The sequence below is a fragment of the Streptomyces sp. NPDC055400 genome (assembly GCF_053644375.1).
On sequence record NZ_JBSHLM010000008.1, the window covers coordinates 376,148 to 395,593 of the forward strand.

At 70.7% G+C, this 19,446-nt stretch carries 18 protein-coding genes; 6 read left to right on the top strand and 12 right to left on the bottom strand.

What is annotated here, in order from left to right; all coding sequences use genetic code 11:
* Positions 1-4: 4 nt before the first annotated feature.
* Positions 5-907, bottom strand: a complete 903-nt coding sequence (gene mqnP, locus ACWIGU_RS23255; RefSeq protein WP_454403587.1) for a menaquinone biosynthesis prenyltransferase MqnP — start codon at positions 905-907, stop codon at positions 5-7.
* Positions 904-2,355: a menaquinone biosynthesis decarboxylase gene (locus tag ACWIGU_RS23260; protein WP_356278961.1), complete on the bottom strand. Its 1,452-nt coding sequence runs from the start codon at positions 2,353-2,355 to the stop codon at positions 904-906. Before ACWIGU_RS23260 ends, mqnP begins: the two co-directional genes overlap by 4 nt.
* An 88-nt stretch (positions 2,356-2,443) precedes the next feature.
* Between ACWIGU_RS23260 and ACWIGU_RS23265 the strand changes: the two genes are divergently transcribed.
* Genes ACWIGU_RS23265 through ACWIGU_RS23275 form a run of 3 tightly spaced genes read left to right on the top strand, consistent with a single transcriptional unit; the run spans position 2,444 to position 4,338 of the window.
* On the top strand, positions 2,444-2,839 hold the full coding sequence (locus ACWIGU_RS23265; RefSeq protein WP_454403589.1) for a PLD nuclease N-terminal domain-containing protein: 396 nt from the start codon (positions 2,444-2,446) through the stop codon (positions 2,837-2,839).
* A complete protein-coding gene (locus ACWIGU_RS23270; RefSeq protein ID WP_454403591.1) occupies positions 2,836-3,294 on the top strand; it encodes a nucleoside deaminase in 459 nt (152 codons plus the stop codon). The genes ACWIGU_RS23265 and ACWIGU_RS23270 overlap by 4 nt, the downstream gene beginning before the upstream one ends.
* Before the next feature lie 60 nt (positions 3,295-3,354).
* Positions 3,355-4,338 carry an isopenicillin N synthase family dioxygenase gene (locus tag ACWIGU_RS23275; RefSeq protein WP_454403593.1) on the top strand — a complete coding sequence of 328 codons (984 nt, stop codon included), beginning with the start codon at positions 3,355-3,357 and terminating at the stop codon, positions 4,336-4,338.
* Between the two features lie 90 nt (positions 4,339-4,428).
* Here ACWIGU_RS23275 and ACWIGU_RS23280 read toward each other — a convergent pair whose 3' ends face one another.
* The 8 genes from ACWIGU_RS23280 to hemL all read right to left on the bottom strand — a co-directional run bounded on the left by ACWIGU_RS23280 (position 4,429) and on the right by hemL (position 12,905).
* On the bottom strand, positions 4,429-4,977 hold the full coding sequence (locus tag ACWIGU_RS23280; protein ID WP_454403595.1) for an SRPBCC family protein: 549 nt from the start codon (positions 4,975-4,977) through the stop codon (positions 4,429-4,431).
* A 157-nt stretch (positions 4,978-5,134) separates the two neighbouring features.
* The gene (ccsB, locus tag ACWIGU_RS23285) at positions 5,135-6,226 is read right to left on the bottom strand and encodes a c-type cytochrome biogenesis protein CcsB (protein ID WP_454403597.1); all 1,092 of its coding nucleotides are present in this window, start codon (positions 6,224-6,226) and stop codon (positions 5,135-5,137) included.
* Positions 6,223-7,923: a cytochrome c biogenesis protein ResB gene (gene resB, locus ACWIGU_RS23290; protein WP_454403599.1), complete on the bottom strand. Its 1,701-nt coding sequence runs from the start codon at positions 7,921-7,923 to the stop codon at positions 6,223-6,225. The genes ccsB and resB overlap by 4 nt, the downstream gene beginning before the upstream one ends.
* A 3-nt stretch (positions 7,924-7,926) precedes the next feature.
* Complete coding sequence (locus tag ACWIGU_RS23295) at positions 7,927-8,703, bottom strand: cytochrome c biogenesis CcdA family protein (protein WP_454403601.1); 777 nt, start codon at positions 8,701-8,703, stop codon at positions 7,927-7,929.
* 6 nt (positions 8,704-8,709) lie between these two features.
* Complete coding sequence (locus ACWIGU_RS23300) at positions 8,710-9,330, bottom strand: TlpA family protein disulfide reductase (RefSeq protein ID WP_329571421.1); 621 nt, start codon at positions 9,328-9,330, stop codon at positions 8,710-8,712.
* Between the two features lie 99 nt (positions 9,331-9,429).
* Entirely contained in the window at positions 9,430-10,671 is a 1,242-nt protein-coding gene (locus ACWIGU_RS23305; RefSeq protein WP_454403603.1) for a hypothetical protein, read from the bottom strand.
* A 177-nt stretch (positions 10,672-10,848) separates the two neighbouring features.
* Positions 10,849-11,544, bottom strand: coding sequence for a histidine phosphatase family protein (locus tag ACWIGU_RS23310; protein ID WP_453778028.1), 696 nt, complete (start codon positions 11,542-11,544; stop codon positions 10,849-10,851).
* Positions 11,541-12,905, bottom strand: coding sequence for a glutamate-1-semialdehyde 2,1-aminomutase (hemL, locus tag ACWIGU_RS23315; RefSeq protein WP_454403606.1), 1,365 nt, complete (start codon positions 12,903-12,905; stop codon positions 11,541-11,543). Before hemL ends, ACWIGU_RS23310 begins: the two co-directional genes overlap by 4 nt.
* Positions 12,906-13,188: 283 nt before the next feature.
* On the opposite strand from hemL, the gene ACWIGU_RS23320 reads away from it, so the two are divergent.
* The gene (locus ACWIGU_RS23320; protein WP_454403608.1) at positions 13,189-13,797 is read left to right on the top strand and encodes a hypothetical protein; all 609 of its coding nucleotides are present in this window, start codon (positions 13,189-13,191) and stop codon (positions 13,795-13,797) included.
* A gap of 3 nt (positions 13,798-13,800) precedes the next feature.
* On the opposite strand, the gene ACWIGU_RS23325 is transcribed toward ACWIGU_RS23320, so the two are convergent.
* Together ACWIGU_RS23325 and ACWIGU_RS23330 are read right to left on the bottom strand one after the other, a co-directional pair.
* Positions 13,801-15,270, bottom strand: a complete 1,470-nt coding sequence (locus tag ACWIGU_RS23325; RefSeq protein WP_454403610.1) for a HAMP domain-containing sensor histidine kinase — start codon at positions 15,268-15,270, stop codon at positions 13,801-13,803.
* A gap of 2 nt (positions 15,271-15,272) precedes the next feature.
* Complete coding sequence (locus ACWIGU_RS23330; RefSeq protein WP_454403668.1) at positions 15,273-15,980, bottom strand: response regulator transcription factor; 708 nt, start codon at positions 15,978-15,980, stop codon at positions 15,273-15,275.
* Between the two features lie 211 nt (positions 15,981-16,191).
* On the opposite strand from ACWIGU_RS23330, the gene ACWIGU_RS23335 reads away from it, so the two are divergent.
* Positions 16,192-17,466 (top strand): glycosyltransferase family 4 protein, encoded by a 1,275-nt coding sequence (locus ACWIGU_RS23335; protein ID WP_454403612.1) that lies wholly within the window; start codon positions 16,192-16,194, stop codon positions 17,464-17,466.
* A 19-nt stretch (positions 17,467-17,485) separates the two neighbouring features.
* Positions 17,486-19,441, top strand: a complete 1,956-nt coding sequence (locus tag ACWIGU_RS23340) for a hypothetical protein (protein WP_454403614.1) — start codon at positions 17,486-17,488, stop codon at positions 19,439-19,441.
* The last annotated feature ends 5 nt before the right edge of the window (positions 19,442-19,446 follow it).

Consider the following 19,446-nt stretch of genomic DNA (forward strand, 5'->3'; position numbering starts at 1 on the left):
GCGGTCAGACAGTCAGGCCGCGCACGAGGAGGTCGAGCAGCGCGCACACGAACAGGGCGATCCCGATGAAGCCGTTGACCTGGAAGAAGGCCCGGTTGAGCCGGGACAGGTCGCGCGGCCGCACGATCGTGTGCTCGTAGAGGAAGGCGCCCGCGACGATGACGAGGCCGAGCCAGAAGAACGCACCCGCGTCCGTGGCGAGGGCGTACCAGACGAACAGCGCCGTGGTGAGCGTGTGGCAGCCGCGCGCTCCCCAGATCGCCGCCGGGATACCGAAGCGGGCCGGCACCGACATCACGCCGACCTCACGGTCCGTCTCCACGTCCTGGCAGGCGTAGATGAGGTCGAAGCCGCCGATCCAGATGCCGACCGCGAGCCCGAGGACCACCGCGTCCCACGACCACTCGCCGGTGATCGCCAGCCAGGCGCCGACCGGCCCCATCGCCTGGGCGAGACCCAGGATGGCCTGCGGGAAGTTCGTGAACCGCTTGCCGTACGGATAGACGACCATCGGGATCACCGCGATGGGCGCGAGCGCCAGGCACAGCGGGTTGAGCAGGGCGGCCGAGCCGAGGAAGACGACGAGTGCGATGAGCGCGCCGGTCCAGGCGGACTTCACGGACATCGCGCCCGTGACGAGTTCGCGGTGCGCGGTCCTCGGGTTACGGGCGTCGATCTCGCGGTCGATGATCCGGTTCACGGCCATCGCGAACGTGCGCAGGCCGATCATCGCGATCGTCACGAGCAGCAGCCGCCACCAGTGGATGTTCCCGTCCATACGGAACATCGCGGTGAGCGCGGCGATGTACGCGAAGGGCAGCGCGAACACCGAGTGCTCGATCATGACGAGCCGCAGGAACGCCTTGGTGCGGCCCGGCTGCGGGATCGCGGCGGAAGCGCTGGTCACAGGCCGTACTCCTTCCAGCGGCGGTCGACCGTCGCCGCCGTCTGCGGGTCGGACAGCACCATCTCGGGCCAGCCGCCGTCCCGTGTGTAGCCCTCCTCGGGCCACTTCTTCGTCGCGTCGATGCCCGCCTTGCCGCCCCAGAACTGCTGGTACGACGCGTGGTCGAGGTGGTCGACGGGACCCTCGGCGACCGTCAGGTCACGGGCGTAGTCCGTGTTCCCGAGCGCCCGCCACGCGACCTCGTGCAGATCGTGCACGTCGCAGTCCGAGTCGACGACCACGATCAGCTTGGTCAGCGACATCATGTGGGCGCCCCACACGGCGTGCATCACCTTCTGCGCGTGTTTCGGGTACTTCTTGTCGATCGAGACGATCGCGCAGTTGTGGAAGCCGCCCGACTCGGGCAGGTGGTAGTCCACGATGTCCGGCACGATGATCTTGAGGAGCGGCAGGAAGAAGCGCTCCGTGGCCCGGCCGAGGGGACCGTCCTCCGTAGGCGGGCGCCCCACCACGATGGACTGCAGCAGCGGACGCTTGCGCATCGTCACGCAGTCGATCGTCAGCGCGGGGAAGGGTTCCTGCGGCGTGTAGAAACCGGTGTGGTCGCCGAACGGGCCCTCGGGGAGCATCTCCCCGGGCTCCAGCCACCCCTCGAGGACGACCTCGGCGTTCGCCGGTACCTGGAGCGGCACCGTCTTGCAGTCGACCATCTCGATCCGCTTGCCCTGGACGAACCCGGCGAAGAGGTACTCGTCGATGTCCCCGGGCAGCGGCGCCGTCGACGCGTACGTCACGGCGGGCGGGCAGCCGAAGGCGATCGCGACCGGCAGCTTCTCGCCCTTCCTGGCGGCCACCTGGTAGTGGTTGCGGCTGTCCTTGTGGATCTGCCAGTGCATGCCGATGGTGCGCCGGTCGTGGCGCTGGAGCCGGTAGAGCCCGAGGTTGCGGATGCCGCTCTCGGGGTCCTTGGTGTGCGTGAGGCCGAGGTTGAAGAAGGAGCCGCCGTCCTCGGGCCAGGTGAACAGGGCCGGGAGCTGGTCCAGGTCCACGTCGTCGCCGCGCAGGACGACCTCCTGAACCGGCGCGTCCTTCACCTTCTTCGGCGGCACGTGCACCATCGAGCCGAGCTTGCCGAACGCCTCGCGCACGCCCACGAAGCCGTGCGGCAGCTCGGGGCGCAGCAGGCCGCCGATCTTGTCGCTGATCTCCTCGTAGGACTTCAGGCCGAGCGCCTTGAGCAGGCGCCGGTCCGTCCCGTACACATTCATCGCGAGCGGCATCGAGGAGCCGCGCACGTTCTCGAAGAGGAGAGCGGGGCCGCCGGACTTCTGCACCCGGTCGACGATCTCACCGACCTCCAGGTAGGGGTCGACCTCGGCCTTGATGCGCTTGAGGTCACCCTCGCGCTCCAGCGCCCGCAGGAGGGAGCGAAGATCGTCGTAAGCCATGCGTCCCAGTATCGAGCACCGGCTACCCTGACCCGGTCACCGGGGGCCTGCGTCGTCCCCACGCCGCTCCTTGGGGGATCGCGACACCATGCTCCGCTACTTGCCGTTCCTGCTGGTCCTGGCGTTGTGGATCTACGCCTTCATCGACTGCCTGAACACTCCTGAGGAGGAGGTCAGGGGCCTGCCGAAGGTCGTGTGGGTCATCATCATCCTGCTCTTCGGCGAGGTGCTCGTCGGCCCGATCGCCTGGCTCGTCGCGGGCAGGCACCGGCACGCGCCCGCGAACGGCTCGACACCGTCCGAGTGGCACCGCAGCCACCGCACCACGTTCGTCGCGCCCGACGACAACCCCGAGTTCCTGCACTCCCTGCGCGAGGAGAACAAGAGGGACGAGGCGCTCCTCAAGGACTGGGAGGCCGATCTGCGCCGCCGCGAGGAGGAGCTCAAGAAGCGCGAGGGCGAGCAGGGCGGCGAGCAGGCGTGAGCGCCTTCGACCCCGAACTGGCGCGGACCTGGCTGGCCACGGCCGTCGAGGAGGCGCGGGCGGGGCTCGCCGAGGGCGGCATCCCGATCGGCGCGGCCCTCTACTCGGCGGACGGGAAGGTCCTCGGGCGCGGGCACAACCGCCGTGTGCAGGACGCGGATCCGTCCGTGCACGGCGAGACCGACGCCTTCCGCAACGCGGGCCGGCAGCGCTCGTACAAGGGCACGACGATGGTGACGACGCTCTCGCCGTGCTGGTACTGCTCCGGCCTGGTGCGGCAGTTCGGCATCTCGCGGGTCGTCGTCGGTGAGGCCCGGACGTTCCACGGAGGCCACGACTGGCTGGCCGAGCACGGGGTGGAGATCGTGGTCCTCGACGATCCCGAGTGTGTCGCCATGATGGAGGAGTTCATCGCGGCCCGCCCCGAGCTGTGGAACGAGGACATCGGGGAGTAGGGGGTGCCCGGCCGGTCGGGCGTCGTTGCCCAGGTGCCGCGGCGCGTCCACAGTGGGGTCATGACGGAACCCCGTACTCCACAGCCCCGTATCCCCACGATCGATCTGCGGCCGTGGCTCCTGGGCGGTCCGAACGCGCGCGCCGGGATCGCCCGTACCGTCGACGAGGCGCTGCGGACGGCCGGGTTCCTGCTGGTCACCGGGCACGGCGTGGACCCGGGCCTGCGCTCCGGGATCCGGGAGGCGGCGCGTGGGTTCTTCCGGCTGCCGCCCGCGGCGAAGGAGCCGTACGCCGTGAAGGTCGGCGGGCGCGGCTGGCTGGGCCCCGGCGCCGAGGCGAACGGCTACGCGGAGGGCACCGAGACCCCGCCCGACCTCAAGGAGTCCCTGTCGTACGCCTCCGAACTGCCCACCGGGGACGCGGAGATCGACGCGGAGTGGTTCCTGCCCAACACCTGGCCCGCCGAGACGCCCGGGCTGCGCGCGCTCGTCGAGACGTACCTCGGGCGGATGCGGGAGCTGTCCGACCTGCTGCTCGAACTCCTCGCGGTCGCGCTCGGCGAGGAGGAGGACTTCTTCACCCGGCACACCACGCACCCCACCTGGGGCTTCAACATCAACTGGTACCCGGGCACGGACGTCGTGGGCGAGCCCGAGGAGGGCCAGTTCCGCATCGGCCCGCACACCGACTTCGGGACCGTCACGGTCCTCGACCGGCAGGCCGGCAAGGGCGGGCTCCAGGTCTACACCGACGAGGGCGGGTGGGAGGACGCGCCGTTCGACCCGGACGCGTTCACCATCAACATCGGTGACCTGATGGCGCGTTGGACCGGCGACCGCTGGCGCTCCGGCCGCCACCGCGTCCTGCCGCCCCCGGCCGACCTGCCCGCCGAGGAACTGATGTCGCTCGTCTACTTCTACGAGTGCGACCCGCGCACGACCGTCGAGTCCGTGCCCGCGCCGAAGGGCCGGGTCGCGCACGAGCCGGTCGACTCGCACACGTATCTGCGGGCGAAGCTGGACGCCATCACCGTGGAGCCTTGATCACTGCGGGGTCTGATCCTTGAGAGGCCTGATTTCTGGGGGGCCTGATTTCTGGGGGGCCGATTTCTGAGAGGCCTGCTGAGGGCCTGATCATTTCGGGGTCTCGAGGTAGCCGTCCCTGAGCTCCTGCCAGCGGGACGGGGTCCAGGCCGCCCAGGCGCGCTCGTCCGTGGGGCGCCCGTCGAGCGCGGCGGCCAGGTGCTCGAAGTGGTCGTGCCAGGCGGCCAGGTAGTCCAGGCGCGCCGCGTCGTCACCGTCGATCTCCCTGGTGAACCGCAGGGTCGTCGCGTCGCGGGCCGTCGGCTCCAGGTGGAAGCGCATGCGGCCGTGCGGGCCTTCGAGCGTGTACTCGGCGACGCGCTCGCCGTCCCAGGCGGTGACACGGCCCTGGTGGGCGCGCCCGTTGTTGAGCCACCGCAGCGTGACCGCGCCGCCGAGCCGTGGTTCGAGCACATCGGCGGCGGCCAGCCACCCCGGCAGACCCTCCGGGGTGGCCACCGCCGCCCAGACCTCCTCCACGGGATGCGGAAGAGGGATCGTGAAGTGCAGGGTGTGGGTGTGACCCTCGGTCCGGCTCGTGCCGGGCGCGACGGGTGTGGCGGGTGCCGCGGACTCGGTGGGGTGGCTGGATTCGGTCATACCTCCAGGCTGGCGCGCCCGCGCGCTTCGCGCACCCTTGGGCGCCGGGATCCGTGCTCCGCTCCGCCCTCACACCCTCCCCGGCCGTCCGTACACCGACGGCCCACCCCTTGTGACTCGCATCGCAAAGGGTGGGCCGTCGTCGGCTGTCGCGGTCTCAGACGCCGGCGTAGGAGTGCTTGCCGGTGACGAAGATGTTCACGCCGTAGTAGTTGAACAGCCAGCAGGCGAAGGCGATGAGGGCCAGGTAGGCGGCCTTGCGGCCCTTCCATCCGGCGGTCGCGCGGGCGTGCAGGTAGCAGGCGTAGGCGACCCAGGTGATGAACGACCAGGTCTCCTTGGGGTCCCAGCCCCAGTAGCGGCCCCACGCGTCGCCGGCCCAGATCGCGCCCGCGATGATCGTGAACGTCCACAGCGGGAAGACTGCCGCGTTCACGCGGTAGGAGAACTTGTCGAGCGAGGACGCGGCGGGCAGGCGCTCCATGACCGAGGTCGCGAACTTCCCGGGCTTGCCGCCGTTCGCCAGCTTGTTCTCGTACGAGTCGCGGAACAGGTAGAGCAGCGTGCTGACCGCGCCGACGTAGAACACCGCGCCGCAGAAGATCGCCGTGGAGACGTGGATGTACAGCCAGTACGAGTGAAGGGCGGGAACCAACTGGTCGCTGGCGGTGTACAGGACAGTGACAGCGAGGCCGAGATCGAGGAGGACCGTGGTGACCAGCGGGAGGCCGAGCCAGCCGATGTTCTTCTTCGCCACGAGCAGGCCGAGGTACACAGCGACGGCGACGGTGGAGAAGGTGATGTTGAACTCGTACATGTTGCCCCACGGCGCGCGCTGCACGGAGAGCGCGCGGGTGAGCACACCGCTCGCCTCGACGAGGAACGCGAGCACGGTGAGGGACACCGCGATACGGCCGTAGAGGTCGCCCTGCTCGTCGCCGCCTGAGGCGCCGGGGCCGTCCGGCACGTCACGCGTGCCGGAGACGGCGCGCGTCACGACGCTGGGCCGCTCCAGGACGGCGGTGCCGCCGTTCTTCTCCTTGACCTGCACCTTCACGGAGCCGGCCGCGGCCTGCGCGGTGGCCTTCTGCGTCAGCGCGGCAGCGGTGCGGCCGACCTTGCTGCGGCTGCCGAAGAGCCACTCGGCCATGTGCGCGAAGAAGGCCAGGAGGTACACGGCCATCGACGAGTAGATCAGCACATTGCTGATGTGCGCGAGATTCTCGTTGGTTGCGGCGGCGAGATTCACTTCTCAGCCCCTTCGGCAGGAACAGCAGGTTGGGGATCGGCGGCGCTGGGCGCCTGTTCGTGGAGGTGTGCGGCCAGGTCGCCGAGTTCTTCGGCCACCTTCGAGGACTCGCTGCGGCCGAGACCGCCCATCTCGACGACGGTGACTCCGTCGGCTCCGGGGGTCGCCCGGACCCAGACGCGGCGGCGCTGGATGAACAGGGAGCCGGCGAGGCCCGCGATGGCGGCGAGCGCTCCGGCGAGGGCCCAGCCGTCGCCGGGCTGGTGGGTGATCTGGAAGCTCGCCCACTGCTTGATGTCCTTGTCGAACGTGATCGACCCGGCGCCGTCCGGAAGCTTCATGGTCTCGCCGGGCCGCAGCCGCGTCTTGAGCAGCTCCCCCTTCGAGTCCGTGAACTTCTTCATCTTGGAGGTGTCCAGTTGGTACACGTTCTGCGGGATACCGGAGTCGACACCCAGGCTTCCGTGGTACGCGGACAGCGCGAGGACGGGATAGTCGAGCGCGGGGAACTGGGAGAACATGTTGCCCTTGCCGGACCCCGCGAAGGTCGGCACGAAGAAGGCGTTGAAGCCGAGCTGTTCCTTCTTGCCGTTCTTGTCGCGGTAGCCGTCCATGATCTTGATGGCACCGGTGGAGGTGACGTTCGAGTCGATGGGCAGCAGCGCCACGGCCTGCCGGGAGACGATCTTGCCGCGGCCGTCCCGGACGGTGACGGTGGGCGCGTAGCCGTGGCCGTTGAGGTAGACCTTGGTGCCGTCGATCTCGAGCGGGTCGTTGACCTGGATCGCGGTCTTCTGCTCCTTGCCGGTCGCGCCGACGCTGTAGGTCACGTCGGCGCGGTAGACGCGCGGGCTGCCCTTGTTCGGCCCGTTGCGCTCGTACGTTCCGTCGAACTTGTCGAGCTGGAAGCTGAACGGCGTCAGGTCGGTGTCGGAGTTGAAGAGGTTGCCGGACTTGAAGTCGTCGTACATCGGCAGGGCGTTGGAGAAGCCTCCGTCGCCCTCGACCATCAGCTTGCCGCCCTCGGACTTGAAGAGCTGGCCCCAGGCGAAGGCGATCAGCATCACGATCAGCGCGATGTGGAAGACCAGGTTGCCGGCCTCGCGCAGATAGCCCTTCTCGGAGGCGACGGAGTCACCGGAGATGTGGGCGCGGAAGCGGCGCTTGCGAAGGATGGTGAGGGCCGCCGCGCGGACCTGCTCCGGCTCGGCGTCGGTGCGCCAGGTCGCGGACGCGGGCAGGTGCGTGAAGCGCTTGGGGGCGGCCGGGGCGCGGCCGCGCAGCTGTCCGACGAACTGCCAGGTGCGCGGGACGATGCAGCCGATGAGGGAGATGAACAGCAGGATGTAGATCGCGGAGAACCACACCGAGCTGTAGACGTGGAACAGGCCCAGCTTGTCGTAGACCGGCGAGACCGTGGTGTGCGCGTCCTTGAACGTCTGCACCTTCATCTCGTCGACCCCGGACTGCGGGATCAGCGAGCCGGGGATGGCCCCGAGCGAGAGCAGGAAGAGCAGGATCAGCGCGACGCGCATCGAGGTGAGCTGCCGCCAGAACCAGCGGGCCCAGCCGATGACCCCCAGGCTGGGCAGGTTCGGGCCGCGGTCCTCCTGCGGCGCGGTGGACAGGTGCGAGCCGGCCGCGCCGAGCTCGTCGCCGCCCACCTCGCCGGTCTTGCCGGATTCAGTCGTGCTCATGGATCAGATTCCCACCGTGAAGCCGTTGGACCAGGACTGCATCTGCTGGACGAGGGTGTCCCACGCTCCTGTGAGCAGCAGCACTCCGGTAAAGATCATCATGATGCCGCCGATGCGCATCACCCAGGCGTAGTGCTTCTTGACCCAGCCGAAGGCGCCGAGCGCCTTGCGGAAGGCGACCGCGGCGAGCACGAAGGGGACACCGAGCCCGGCGCAGTACGCAACGGTCAGTATGGCCCCGCGCCCCGCGCTCGCCTCGTTGAAGGACAGGGCGGTCACGGAGGCGAGCGTCGGACCGATGCAGGGGGTCCAGCCGATGCCGAACAGGGCGCCGAGCACCGGGGCGCCGATCAGACCGGTCACCGGCCGCTTGTGGAAGCGGAATTCGCGCTGCGTGAGCCAGGGCATCATGCCCATGAAAAAGATCCCCATCAGGACCATCAGGACGCCGAGGATCTTGGTGAGGGTGTCCTGGTACTCCTGGAGCGTCTGGCCGAAGTAGCCGAAGAGGGCCCCGCCGGAGACGAAGACCCCGGTGAAGCCGAGGACGAAGAGTCCGGCGCCGAGCGCCATCCGGCCGCGCCGCGCGTCGGCCAGGTCGGTGCCGCTGACCCCCGTCACGTACGACAGATAGCCCGGCACGAGAGGCAGGACGCAGGGCGAGAAGAACGAGAGGAGGCCGCCGAGCACGGCGATGGGCAGCGCGAGCAGGAGAGCACCGCTCTCGACGGTGCTGCCCACTCCGCCTTCAGCGGCGAGAGCGGTGAGCGTGGCGTGCACCGTCGCTCACTTCTCCGCGATGACGGGGTCGACCATCTTGCGCAGCTTGTCCTCGCTGAGCGCGCGCAGCGAGCGGGCGGCGATCTTGCCGTCGCGGTCGATGACGAGCGTGGACGGGATGGACTGCGGGTTGAGGGTGCCCTTCTCGAACCGCAGCATCAGCTTGCCCGAGGGGTCGTAGAAGCTCGGGTACGGGATGTTGTGGTCCTTCTCGAACTGGAGGGCCGGTTCGGTCTGCGGATCACGGGTGTTGATCCCGATGAACTGGACGTCCTTGCCCTTGGTCTCGTTCGCGACCTTGGCGAAGTAGTTGGCCTCGGCGCGGCACGGCGGGCACCAGGAGCCCCACACGTTCAGCACGATGACCTTGCCTTTGTAGTCGGCGAGGTCGAGGGGCTTGCCCTCCAGATCCTTGCCGTCCAGCTTGGGCGCGTCGTGTCGGTCGCCCTTGTCGACGGTGGAGATGCCGCCGGAGTTCGTCACGAAGTTGGTGTTGTTGCCGCCGCCCGACGTTCCGCCGGAGCTGCATGCGGAGAGCGTCAGCGCAGCGACCGCGGCTCCCGCGGCGAGGAGGGCGGTACGGCGCTTGGATGCAGCGAGGGGGGAAACGCGGCAGTCGGCACTCATGTGAAAAGTTTCGCATGTCTGTTTAGGGGATCTTCCGCACCCCCCTTGCGTACAGAAAACCCCATTTCAGGAGGGGTCATTCAGGGTGCGGCGCGCGGCTCACGCCGCGGCTTTCAGATAGCTCTTCCAGCCGCCGTCGGGGCGCACTCCGACGTCGAGCGAGCGCAGCTTGTCGAGGACCTTCGGGTCCTGGACGTCCAGCCAGTCGACGAACTGCCGGAAGGAGACGAGGCGTACATCCTTCTGCCCGGCTATGTGCTTGAGCGCCTCTTCGACGGAGTCCATATAGATCCCGCCGTTCCACTCCTCGAAGTGGTTGCCTATGAAGAACGGCGCCCGGTTCGTCTCGTATGCCCGGTTGAAGCCGGCTATGTAGGCCTCGGCCGACTGCCTGCGCCAGCGCGGGTAGTTGTAGGCAGGCGCCCTGGTCGTGTTCACCGACTGGTTGGCCAGCATGTTGTAGTCCATCGAGAGGACCTCGAAGCTGCGCCCGGGGAACGGCACGGCCTGCAGCGGCAGATCCCACACCCCGCCGCGCTTGGAGGGCCAGCGCTGCCGGCCGCCTGGCGACGAGGCGTCGTAGCGCCAGCCGAGCTCGCGGGCCGTGGGCAGCAGATTGTCCTGGCCGAGCAGACAGGGCGTGCGGCCGCCGACGAGTTCCTTCTCGTAGTCGAAGGGCAGCGAAGGCAGGTCGTGCCGGCCCGTGTTGGTGCGCCACTCCTTGACGAACGACTTGGCCTGGTCGATCTCGCTGCGCCACTGCGCCGGGGTCCAGTTGGCGACGGTGCCGGTGCCCGCGCAGAAGTGGCCGTTGAAGTGCGTGCCGATCTCATGGCCTTCCAGCCAGGCCTGGCGGACGTACTTCAGCGTCTCCTTGATGTGGGCATCGGTGAGATAGCCGATGTCGGAGGCGCCGACCCCGTTGTTCGGCGGGCGGTAGAGCCGCTTCTTCGACTCCGGCAGCAGATAGAGGCCGGAGAGGAAGAACGTCATGTGCGCGCCGTGGTTCTCGGCCAGTTCGAGGAAGCGCGGGAAGAGGCCGTTGCCGACCTCGCCCGCGCCGTCCCAGGAGAAGATCACGAACTGCGGCGGCGTCTCGCCGGGTTCGAGGGGGACGGGCCTGCCCGGCTGGTTCGGCTGCTTGCCGGTGTACGACGTCGAGCCGTCGCCGATCGGCCGGGCCGCGGGCTTGTCGGGCTTACCGGCGCCGCCCCCGCCCTTGTCACCCGGCGGCACTGACGCCCTGCCGCTCTGCCCGTTACTGGTACCGCACCCGGCGAGCGCGGCGGCCGCCGCCCCCGCTCCGAGCCCGATCAGTCCCCTTCGTGTGATGTCCGGCATTTCCTGGTCCCCATTCGTCGCGCCCTGCTCCCGTACGAGACGGGCACCCCCTTAGAGGGCGCGACGAACACCGCGGTTCCGGCGCGGAGAACAAAGTTGGGCAATGCCGACGACTTTGCGCCGAATGTTCCGCGTGCCGAAGCCGCTCAGGACCCAAGGCGCTCCGGACCCGAGGCGCTACGCGCCGAACGCCTTGTCCTTCCCCTTCACGGGCTTGGCTCCCGCGAGGAGATGGGCGGGCACGAGATCACGCGCGGGCTCCGTGTAGCCGACGGACACGATCTTGTCCCCGCGATAGGTGAACGTCGTGAGCGAGGCGAGCGTGCACTGCCGCTTGCGCGGGTCGTGCCACAGCCGCCGCTTCTCCACGAAGCTGCGCACGATCCAGATCGGCAGCTGATGGCTGACGCACACCGCCTCGTGACCGCGCGCCGCGTCCTTCGCCGCGTCGAGGGCGCCCATCATCCGCACGACCTGCTCGACGTACGGCTCGCCCCACGACGGCTTGAACGGGTTGACGAGGTGCTTCCAGTTCTCCGGCTTGCGCAGCGCGCCGTCGCCGACGCCGAACGTCTTGCCCTGGAAGACGTTGCCCGCCTCGATGAGCCGGCCGTCGGTCGCCAGGTCGAGCCCGTGCGCCTTCGCGATCGGCGTCGCCGTCTCCTGCGCCCGGTCCAGCGGGGAGGCCACGACATGGGTCACATCACGCGAGGACAGGTGCTCGGCGACCCGGTCGGCCATCTGCCGGCCGAGCTCGGAGAGGTGGTAGTCGGGCAGGCGCCCGTACAGGATCCCCTCCGGGTTGTGCACCTCTCCGTGCCGCATCACGTGGACGACGGTGATGTCCTGGTCGGACTTGCCGGCAGTGGTCATGCTTGCGTGGCCTCCGCAGCCGCGCGCGCGGCACCGGGGAGCGCGGCGGCGATGCGCTCGACCGCCCGCTCGTCATGGGCAGTGGAGACGAACCAGGACTCGAAGGCCGACGGCGGCAGATAGACGCCCTGCTCCAGCATCGAGTGGAAGAACGCGGTGAAGCGGAAGGACTCCTGCGCCTTCGCGTCCTCGTAGTTGCGCACCTCGTTCTCCGTGAAGAACACCGAGAACATGTTGGAGGCGCTCTGCACGCGGTGCGCGACGCCCTCCTTGGTGAGCGCGGCGCTCACCAGGGTGCGCAGCTGCTCGGAGACCGCGTCGATCTTCGCGTACGCGGCGTCGTCGAGCAGCCTCAGCTGCGCGACACCGGCCGCCGTCGCCACGGGGTTCCCGGACAGCGTGCCCGCCTGGTAGACGGGTCCGGCCGGGGCGAGGTGCCCCATGACGTCCGCGCGGCCACCGAACGCGGCGGCCGGGAAGCCACCGCCCATGACCTTGCCGAACGTCATCAGGTCGGGCGCCACCCCGTCGACGCCGTACCAGCCGGCCTTCGACGTGCGGAAGCCGGTCATGACCTCGTCGGAGATGTACAGCGCGCCGTTCTCCCGGCACAGGTCCGCGAGTGCCTGGTTGAAGCCTTCGATCGGCGGGACGACGCCCATGTTGCCCGGAGACGCCTCGGTGATGACACAGGCGACCTGGCCCTCGTTCGCGGCGAACGCGGCCCGCACGGCGTCGAGGTCGTTGTACGGGACGACGATGGTGTCGCCCGCCTGGGCACCGGTCACGCCCGGGGTGTCCGGCAGCCCGAAGGTCGCCACACCCGATCCCGCCGCGGCGAGCAGCGCGTCCACGTGCCCGTGGTAACAGCCGGCGAACTTGATCACCTTGGCGCGCCCGGTGAACCCGCGGGCGAGCCTGATCGCGGACATGGTCGCCTCGGTGCCGCTGGACACCAGCCGCACCTGCTCGACCGGCGCGATCCTCGCGACGATCTCCTCGGCCAGGGCCACCTCGCCCTCACCCGGCGTACCGAAGGACGTACCGCGCGCGACGGCTTCCTGGACGGCCGCGATGACCTCGGGACGGGAATGGCCGAGGATCATCGGCCCCCAGGAGCAGACGAGGTCGACGTACTCGCGACCGTCGGCATCCGTGAGGTACGGACCGGTACCGGACACCATGAACCGGGGCGTACCGCCCACGGCACGGAACGCGCGTACGGGCGAGTTCACGCCGCCCGGCGTCACGAGGGCCGCGCGGTCGAAGAGACCCTGCGAGACCGGTGCTTCATAGGGGTACGGTGCGGTCGCGCCCGACGGCGGCGCCGCGGACCCGGGGATGTTGTTCGCCTCTGCCATGCCTCTCAGCGTACGGGCAGGCTCTCCGGACCCCGGCTCATCCCCTGCTTCTCTGGCCACGGCGGGAACCGACTACCTAAACTCCCAGGGGACGGGCCGCTCGCGGACAGTTCACGCTGCACGCCGGCTCGGGGTTCGCTCCCCGGCCCGCGCGGGTGGTTCACCGCACGTTTCGGCGAGTGACCGTGGGGGAGGTCACTGACACGATGATCGGGTTGCGCGGTGGTGGCCGCGCGGCCTAGAAAAGGGGCCAGGCGCCCTGGAAAAGCAGTCGGGTGGAGATATGCATCGCGGTGGCGGACTGGGCGAGGGGACCGACGATCTGGGCCCGCGGCGTGCCCGGCGGGGAAAGCACCGGCGCGACGCGGAGGCGGCAGCCGCAGCAGCGGGGGACCCGGGCGATACGGACGCCGGGCAGGCACTGAGCGGGACCGGGAGCAGGAATGGTGGCCGGGTGGGGGTGACGTACAAATACTTCGGCGCGCCCGACGGCGCCACGGCGGCCCGTGTCCCCATCTCGATGCGCCCCGAGGAGCTCGGCGGTGACGAGCTCGGCATGGGCGGCATGTTCACCAAGATCAAGCCGGAGACGATGGCCGCGATGGTCCTCACCGGCATCGAGGGCATACCGCTGAACAAGGTCCCCCCGCTGGAACTGGTCGTCCTGCATCCCGACTACGCAGTCGTGAAGCTGCCCATGACGGTCGTCGACCCGCTGCGCGGCGTCGGCGAGGAGGCCGTGGGCGCCGCGGCGTTCATCTGGTCGACGGTCCCGGACCGCGGCGGCCCGCGCGACGCGTTCTACGTGTACCAACTCCTGCACGAATGGCAGGACTTCAGCCACCGGCTGCACGACGCGGGACACCAGGCCTACTGCCTCGTCTGGCCCTGACCCTCACTCCTCGTCGGGCAGCACACCGCGCACCGTGAACCCGATCTCCGCTCCCCCGCCCGTACGCGCCTTCGCGAACGGCGCGCCACCGTGGGCCGCGGCCACCTCCTGGACCATGGACAGGCCGAGGCCGGAGCCCGGCAGGCTGCGGGCGGCCGGCGCGCGGTAGAAGCGGTCGAAGACCCGGTCCATGTCCGAGTCCGCGATGCCGGGCCCCCGGTCGAGCACCTCGACGCGCACGCCGTCCGGGAGGCCTCCCGTGACCACGATCTCGATCGGCCCGGTGCCGTCGCGGTCGAACTTGGCAGCGTTCTCCACCAGGTTCGACACCGCGCGCTGGAGCGAGGCCGGCCGGCCCCGGACCACCGTGTCGCCCCACGAACGCACCGTGACCGTGCGGCCCGTACGGCGGCGCGCGAGGACCGCCGTGTCCTCGGCGGTCTCGGCGAGGGCCACCTCGACGACCGGCTCGTCGTCCTCCTTGCCCGCGGCCAGCTCCACCAGCTCGTTGACCAGATCGGTCAGTTCACGCGACTCCTGCGCCAGGTCGGCGATCAGCTCCTCGCGGGCGGCGGGCGGCAGGTCCTCGATGCGGCGCAGCAGCGAGATGTTCGTACGCAGCGAGGTGAGCGGCGTGCGCAGTTCGTGACCGGCGTCCTGCACCAGGCGGCGCTGGTCCTCCATCGAGCGCGCGAGCCGCCCCAGCATCCGGTCGAAGGAGCGCCCCAGGCTGCCCACCTCGTCACCGCCGGTGACCGGCACCCGCACATCGAGGTGTCCCGTCCCCGCCACGTCCTCCGCCGCCTCCGCGAGCCTCACCAGACGCCCCGTGATCCGGCGCGCCAGCCACCAGCCGACAAGTCCCGCCGCCACGACCACGGAACCCGCCAACAGCCCCGTGCGCTGCTGGAGTTCACGCAGCAGGTCCTCCGTGTCGCTGAACTCCTGCGCGACCTGCACGGCGCCGCGCCCGCCGCCCAGCGACACGGCCGTCATCCGGTACTCGTCCCCGCCGATCTCCACATCGCGCCGCGAGCCGCCCTTCTCCGCCCCGTCGCCCTCCTCCGTCACACCGGCGTGCGCCTCGTCGGCGGTGCGCCGGTCCGCCGCGTTCACCGGCAGCTGCGGGCTGCCGCGGTCGACGACCCGGCCGCCGGGCCCGAGCACCTGGACGTCCGTACGGGCCGGCCGGATCAGGTCGTCGCGCGGCCCGTCGTGGTCGGGGTCCCCCGACGCGAAGTCGTACGGGGTGAGCTCGGCCTCCTTCACCTGCTGCCGCAGATCGGTGACGACCTCGTCGAACACGGCCTGCTGGTCCACGCGGACGAGCCGCGCCGCGGCGTCGTAGGAGAGGAAGCCGACCAGGACGGTGACGGCCGCCGCGACGGCCGCGAACGACACGGCGAACGTCGTCCGCAGGGACCGGGCGCGCGGTCGCCCGTGCAGGAGCGCGCGCAGGCGGGAGCGCGGCATCCTCAGTCCTCCCGCAGCACGTAGCCGACGCCGCGCACGGTGTGGATGAGGGAGGTGGCACCGGGCTCGTCGACCTTGCGGCGCAGATAGCCGACGTAGACGGCGAGGTTCTTCGACCCGGGGCCGAAGTCGTAGCCCCAGATGCGGTCGTAGATCGTGGCGTGGTCGAGGACGATGCCCGCGTTGCGCACGAGCAGCTCCAGGAGGTCGAACTCGGTACGGGTGAGTTCCAGTTCGCGCTCCCCGCGCCAGGCCCGCCGCGCCTGCGGGTCCATTCTGAGGTCGGCCGCCGCGACCTGGCCGACGGGCTCGTGCGACGCGTCGCGCCCGCCGTTCCCGTCGTCGGAGGAGGCGCCGTTGGTGCGGCGCAGCAGGGCACGGAGCCGGGCGAAGACCTCGTCCACGTCGAACGGCTTCACGACATAGTCGTCGGCGCCTGCGTCCAGGCCCGCGATCCGGTCCGGCGTCTCGACGAGCGCCGTCAGCATCAGGATCGGCGTGCGGTCCCCCTCGGCCCGCAGCACCCGGCACACCTGAAGACCGTCGATGCCCGGCATCATCACGTCCAGGACGAGGATGTCGGGCGCGCTGCGGTGCGCCTGCGCGATGGCCTCCACCCCGTCGGCGACGGCCGTGACCTCGTATCCCTCCAGAGTCAGGGCCCGCTCCAGGGCATGGCGGATGGCACGGTCGTCCTCGGCGAGCAGCACGGTCGGGGACGCGGCGTGGGGCGTGGCGGACGCGGCGGTAGGGGACACGCGTTCCAGTGTGCCCTCCGCGCCCGGCGGCATACCCCCTGCCCAGGGACCCGCCCGCCGCCTTCTTACCCGCCTCTCACCCGGGCGCGAACGTTGGCTTACCCGGCTGGACCAGGCTTCCGCCGTATGTTGCGGGCACAGCGCCCGCCGGGAGGGTTTGTCCATGAAGATCGTGTTCCTGCTGCACAACGCGTACGCGATCGGCGGGACCGTGCGAACCACGCTCAACCTCGCCGCGGCGCTCGCCGGGCGCGGCGGCCATGAGGTGGAGATCGTGTCGATGTCCCGGCATCGCGAGATGCCGCGCTTCACGGTCGACCCCGCCGTCTCACTGGTCCCACTCGTCGACACGCGTATCGGCGGCGTCGACACGCGGTACGCGGCGTACGAGGAGCCGGCGCGGGATTTTCCCGCCGCCGAGAAGCGGCACAAGCAGTACACCCGTCTGCACGATCTGCGCGTGCGCGAGTATCTGGAGCGCTGCGACGCTGACGTCGTGATCGGTACGCGCCCCGGCATCAACGTCTATCTGGCGATGTACGGCCCGCGCACCGCACTGCGGATCGGCCAGGAGCACCTGCGCCACGACGCGCACAGCAAGAAGCTCCGGGCGGTGCTCGCCCGCCACTACCGCTCCCTGGACGCCGTCGTCACCATGACCGCGGCGGACGCCGAGGTGTACCGGGCGCGCATGGCCCTGCCGGGCGTACGGGTCCTGTCGGTCCCCAACATCGTGCCTCAGGCGCCCTGCCCGCCGTCCGACGGCGCCGCCAAGGTCATCGCGAGCGCCGGGCGGCTCGCGCCGGGCAAACGCTTCGACCTGCTCCTGGAGGCGTTCGCGGCCGTCGCCGCGCAGGAGCCCGAGTGGCAGCTGCGGATCTACGGCGGCGGGCCCGAGGAAGCGAAGCTGCGCGATCTCGTCGCCGGGCTCGGACTGACCGGGCGCGCCCATCTGATGGGGGCGCGCTCACCCATCGAGCCGGAGTTCGCGAAGGCCTCGATCGTGGTGTCCGCGTCGGATGCGGAGTCCTTCGGGATGACGCTCGTCGAGGCGATGCGGTGCGGAGTTCCGGTGGTCAGCACCGACGCGCCCCTCGGCCCCGCAGAGATCATCACCGACGGCGTCGACGGCCGGCTCGTGCCGGTCGGGGACGCGCGGGCCCTCGCCGAGGCGGTCGTCGGCCTCATCCACGACGCGCCGCTCCGGCACGCCATGGCCCGCGCCGCGTTCGCGTCCGCCCGCCGCTACGACCCCGATCCGATCGTCGCCCGGTACGAGCTCCTGTTCACCGAACTCCGTGAGACGCGGCGCCTGCGGTCGTGGCAGCGGCTGCGCTCACGCGCGGCCGGCTGGGCCCGCCGCAAGGCCCGTTCGACCCACGGCCCGGCGCGGGCCGCGTCCGCGCGCAGCGCCCGCCCGGACCCACGCCCCACGTGACGCACGAGCGGGAAGGCACATGACGACCAACGACACCCAACTCGGCACCCCAGAACCGGCCCGCCCGCAAGGCCCCAAGGCCCCCGGAGCCAAACGGGACCGGGCCACCGAGGGCCGGGGCAGGCGGGCCGATCAGAACCGGCGGCGGCCCGCCCCCCGGCCCGACCCCCAGCCGGGTACGACTGTCCGACCGGAGGCGAGCCGACCGGAGCCCGGAGCCACGGCCCTGACCTGGGCCAAACGAGCCTCCGCACCAAGCGTCACCACACCCCGACCACACCCGGCCGCACCCCCCGACACCCAACCGGACGCGGATCCGGCAACCAGCACCGCCCAGCCCGAGACCGACACGACAGCCACCACTGCCCAGCCCGGGACCGACACGGCAACCACCACCACCCAACCCGGGACCGACACCCCGGCCACCGCCCCCGGCCGCCACACCGAGCCCAGCCCCGACCCCAGCCCCCGAGCCACCACAGCGGCCCCCGGCGTCACCGCTCCCACCGGCGCCACCGCCATCCCCCACCCCTCGTCCTCCCCCGCCACCACATCTGACGCCCCCGAGCGGCGCCCCCGCACCATCCACTGGTTGGCGCTCGTCGCTCTCGGCTACGCCCTCGTTCAGTTCGTGCTCGTCGTGCCGGCGTTCGCGCACGCGCTCGGGTGGGACGAGGCCGTGTACGTGTCGCAGTACGACCCGCGCGTCCCCGCCGCCTTCTTCAGCGCGCCGCGCTCCCGTGGCACCAGCTTCCTGACCGCGCCGTTCATCGCGGTCACCCCGTCCGTGACCGTCCTGCGCATCGCGCTCACGCTGCTCTCCTCGGCCACCCTGTACGCCGCGTTCCGCGTATGGCGTCCGGTCGTCGGGGCCCGTACCACCGCCCTCGCCGCGCTGCTGTTCGCGGGGCTGTGGATCACCCAGATCTCCGGGCCGCAGGCCATGCCCAACCTCTGGGTCGCGTTCGGCTCGGTCGCCGCCACCGGCTGGTTCCTGCGCGCGGTGATCCGGCGCGAACCCGGCGCGAACCGGTGGCTCGCGGGCTGCGTCGCCGTGACCGCCCTGTTCCGCGCTCCGGACGCCGTCTGGCTCGCCCTGCCCCTGATCGCCACGGCCCTGTTCCGCGGCCGCCGCACCCTGCCCTACCTGGTCGGCGGACTCGCGACCGGCCTCGCCCAGTGGGTCACGGAGGCGTACACCCGCTTCGGCTCCGTACAGGAACGGCTGCACGTGTCGAGCGCCACCGAGGGCGACATGGGCCTGCACCTCAACTTCGACCACGCCTGGTCCAGCCTCAACGGCCCCCTGCTGTGCCGCCCGTGCTCGGCGACCGTGGACGCCCCCGGCCTCACCCTGTGGTGGCTGGCCCTGCCCGTCCTCGCCGCCGCCGCACTCGCCTACGCGGTGCGCGAGCGCCGGCTCCTGGCGACCGCGCTCCCCGTGGCCGTCGCCGCCGCGGTCGCCGTGCCGTATCTGCTCATGATCGACTACTCGGCCCCGCGCTTCCTGCTCCCGGCCTACGCGCTCCTCGCCCTGCCGGTCGCGAGCCTGGTCACGCGTCTGGCCTCGCGACGCGCCCTCATCCTCGTAGGACTGATCGTCGCGGCGCAGTTCGTCTCGCAGTCCACCGTCCTGACCGAGGTCACCTCGGCGACCGCCACCACGAACCAGCGCTACCGCGCCGCCGCCGACAGCCTGCGCGCCCTCGGCCTGCGCCCGCCCTGCCTGGTCTCGGGCCCGCGCGCCCTCCCCATCGCCTACGACGCGGGCTGCGCCTCCGCCCAGATCGACGGCAACAACGTCTCGACGACCGCCGCGGGCATCCTCGGCCGCGCCGCGAAGGTGCCGACCGCCGTCCTCACGGCAAAGGGACAGCGCCCACCGCACTATGCGCGCGACTGGACGCCGTACCCCCTGCACCACACCCGCGGCTGGACGGCCTGGCTCGCGCCGGCCGTCCCGCAGGGCCCGTGACTATT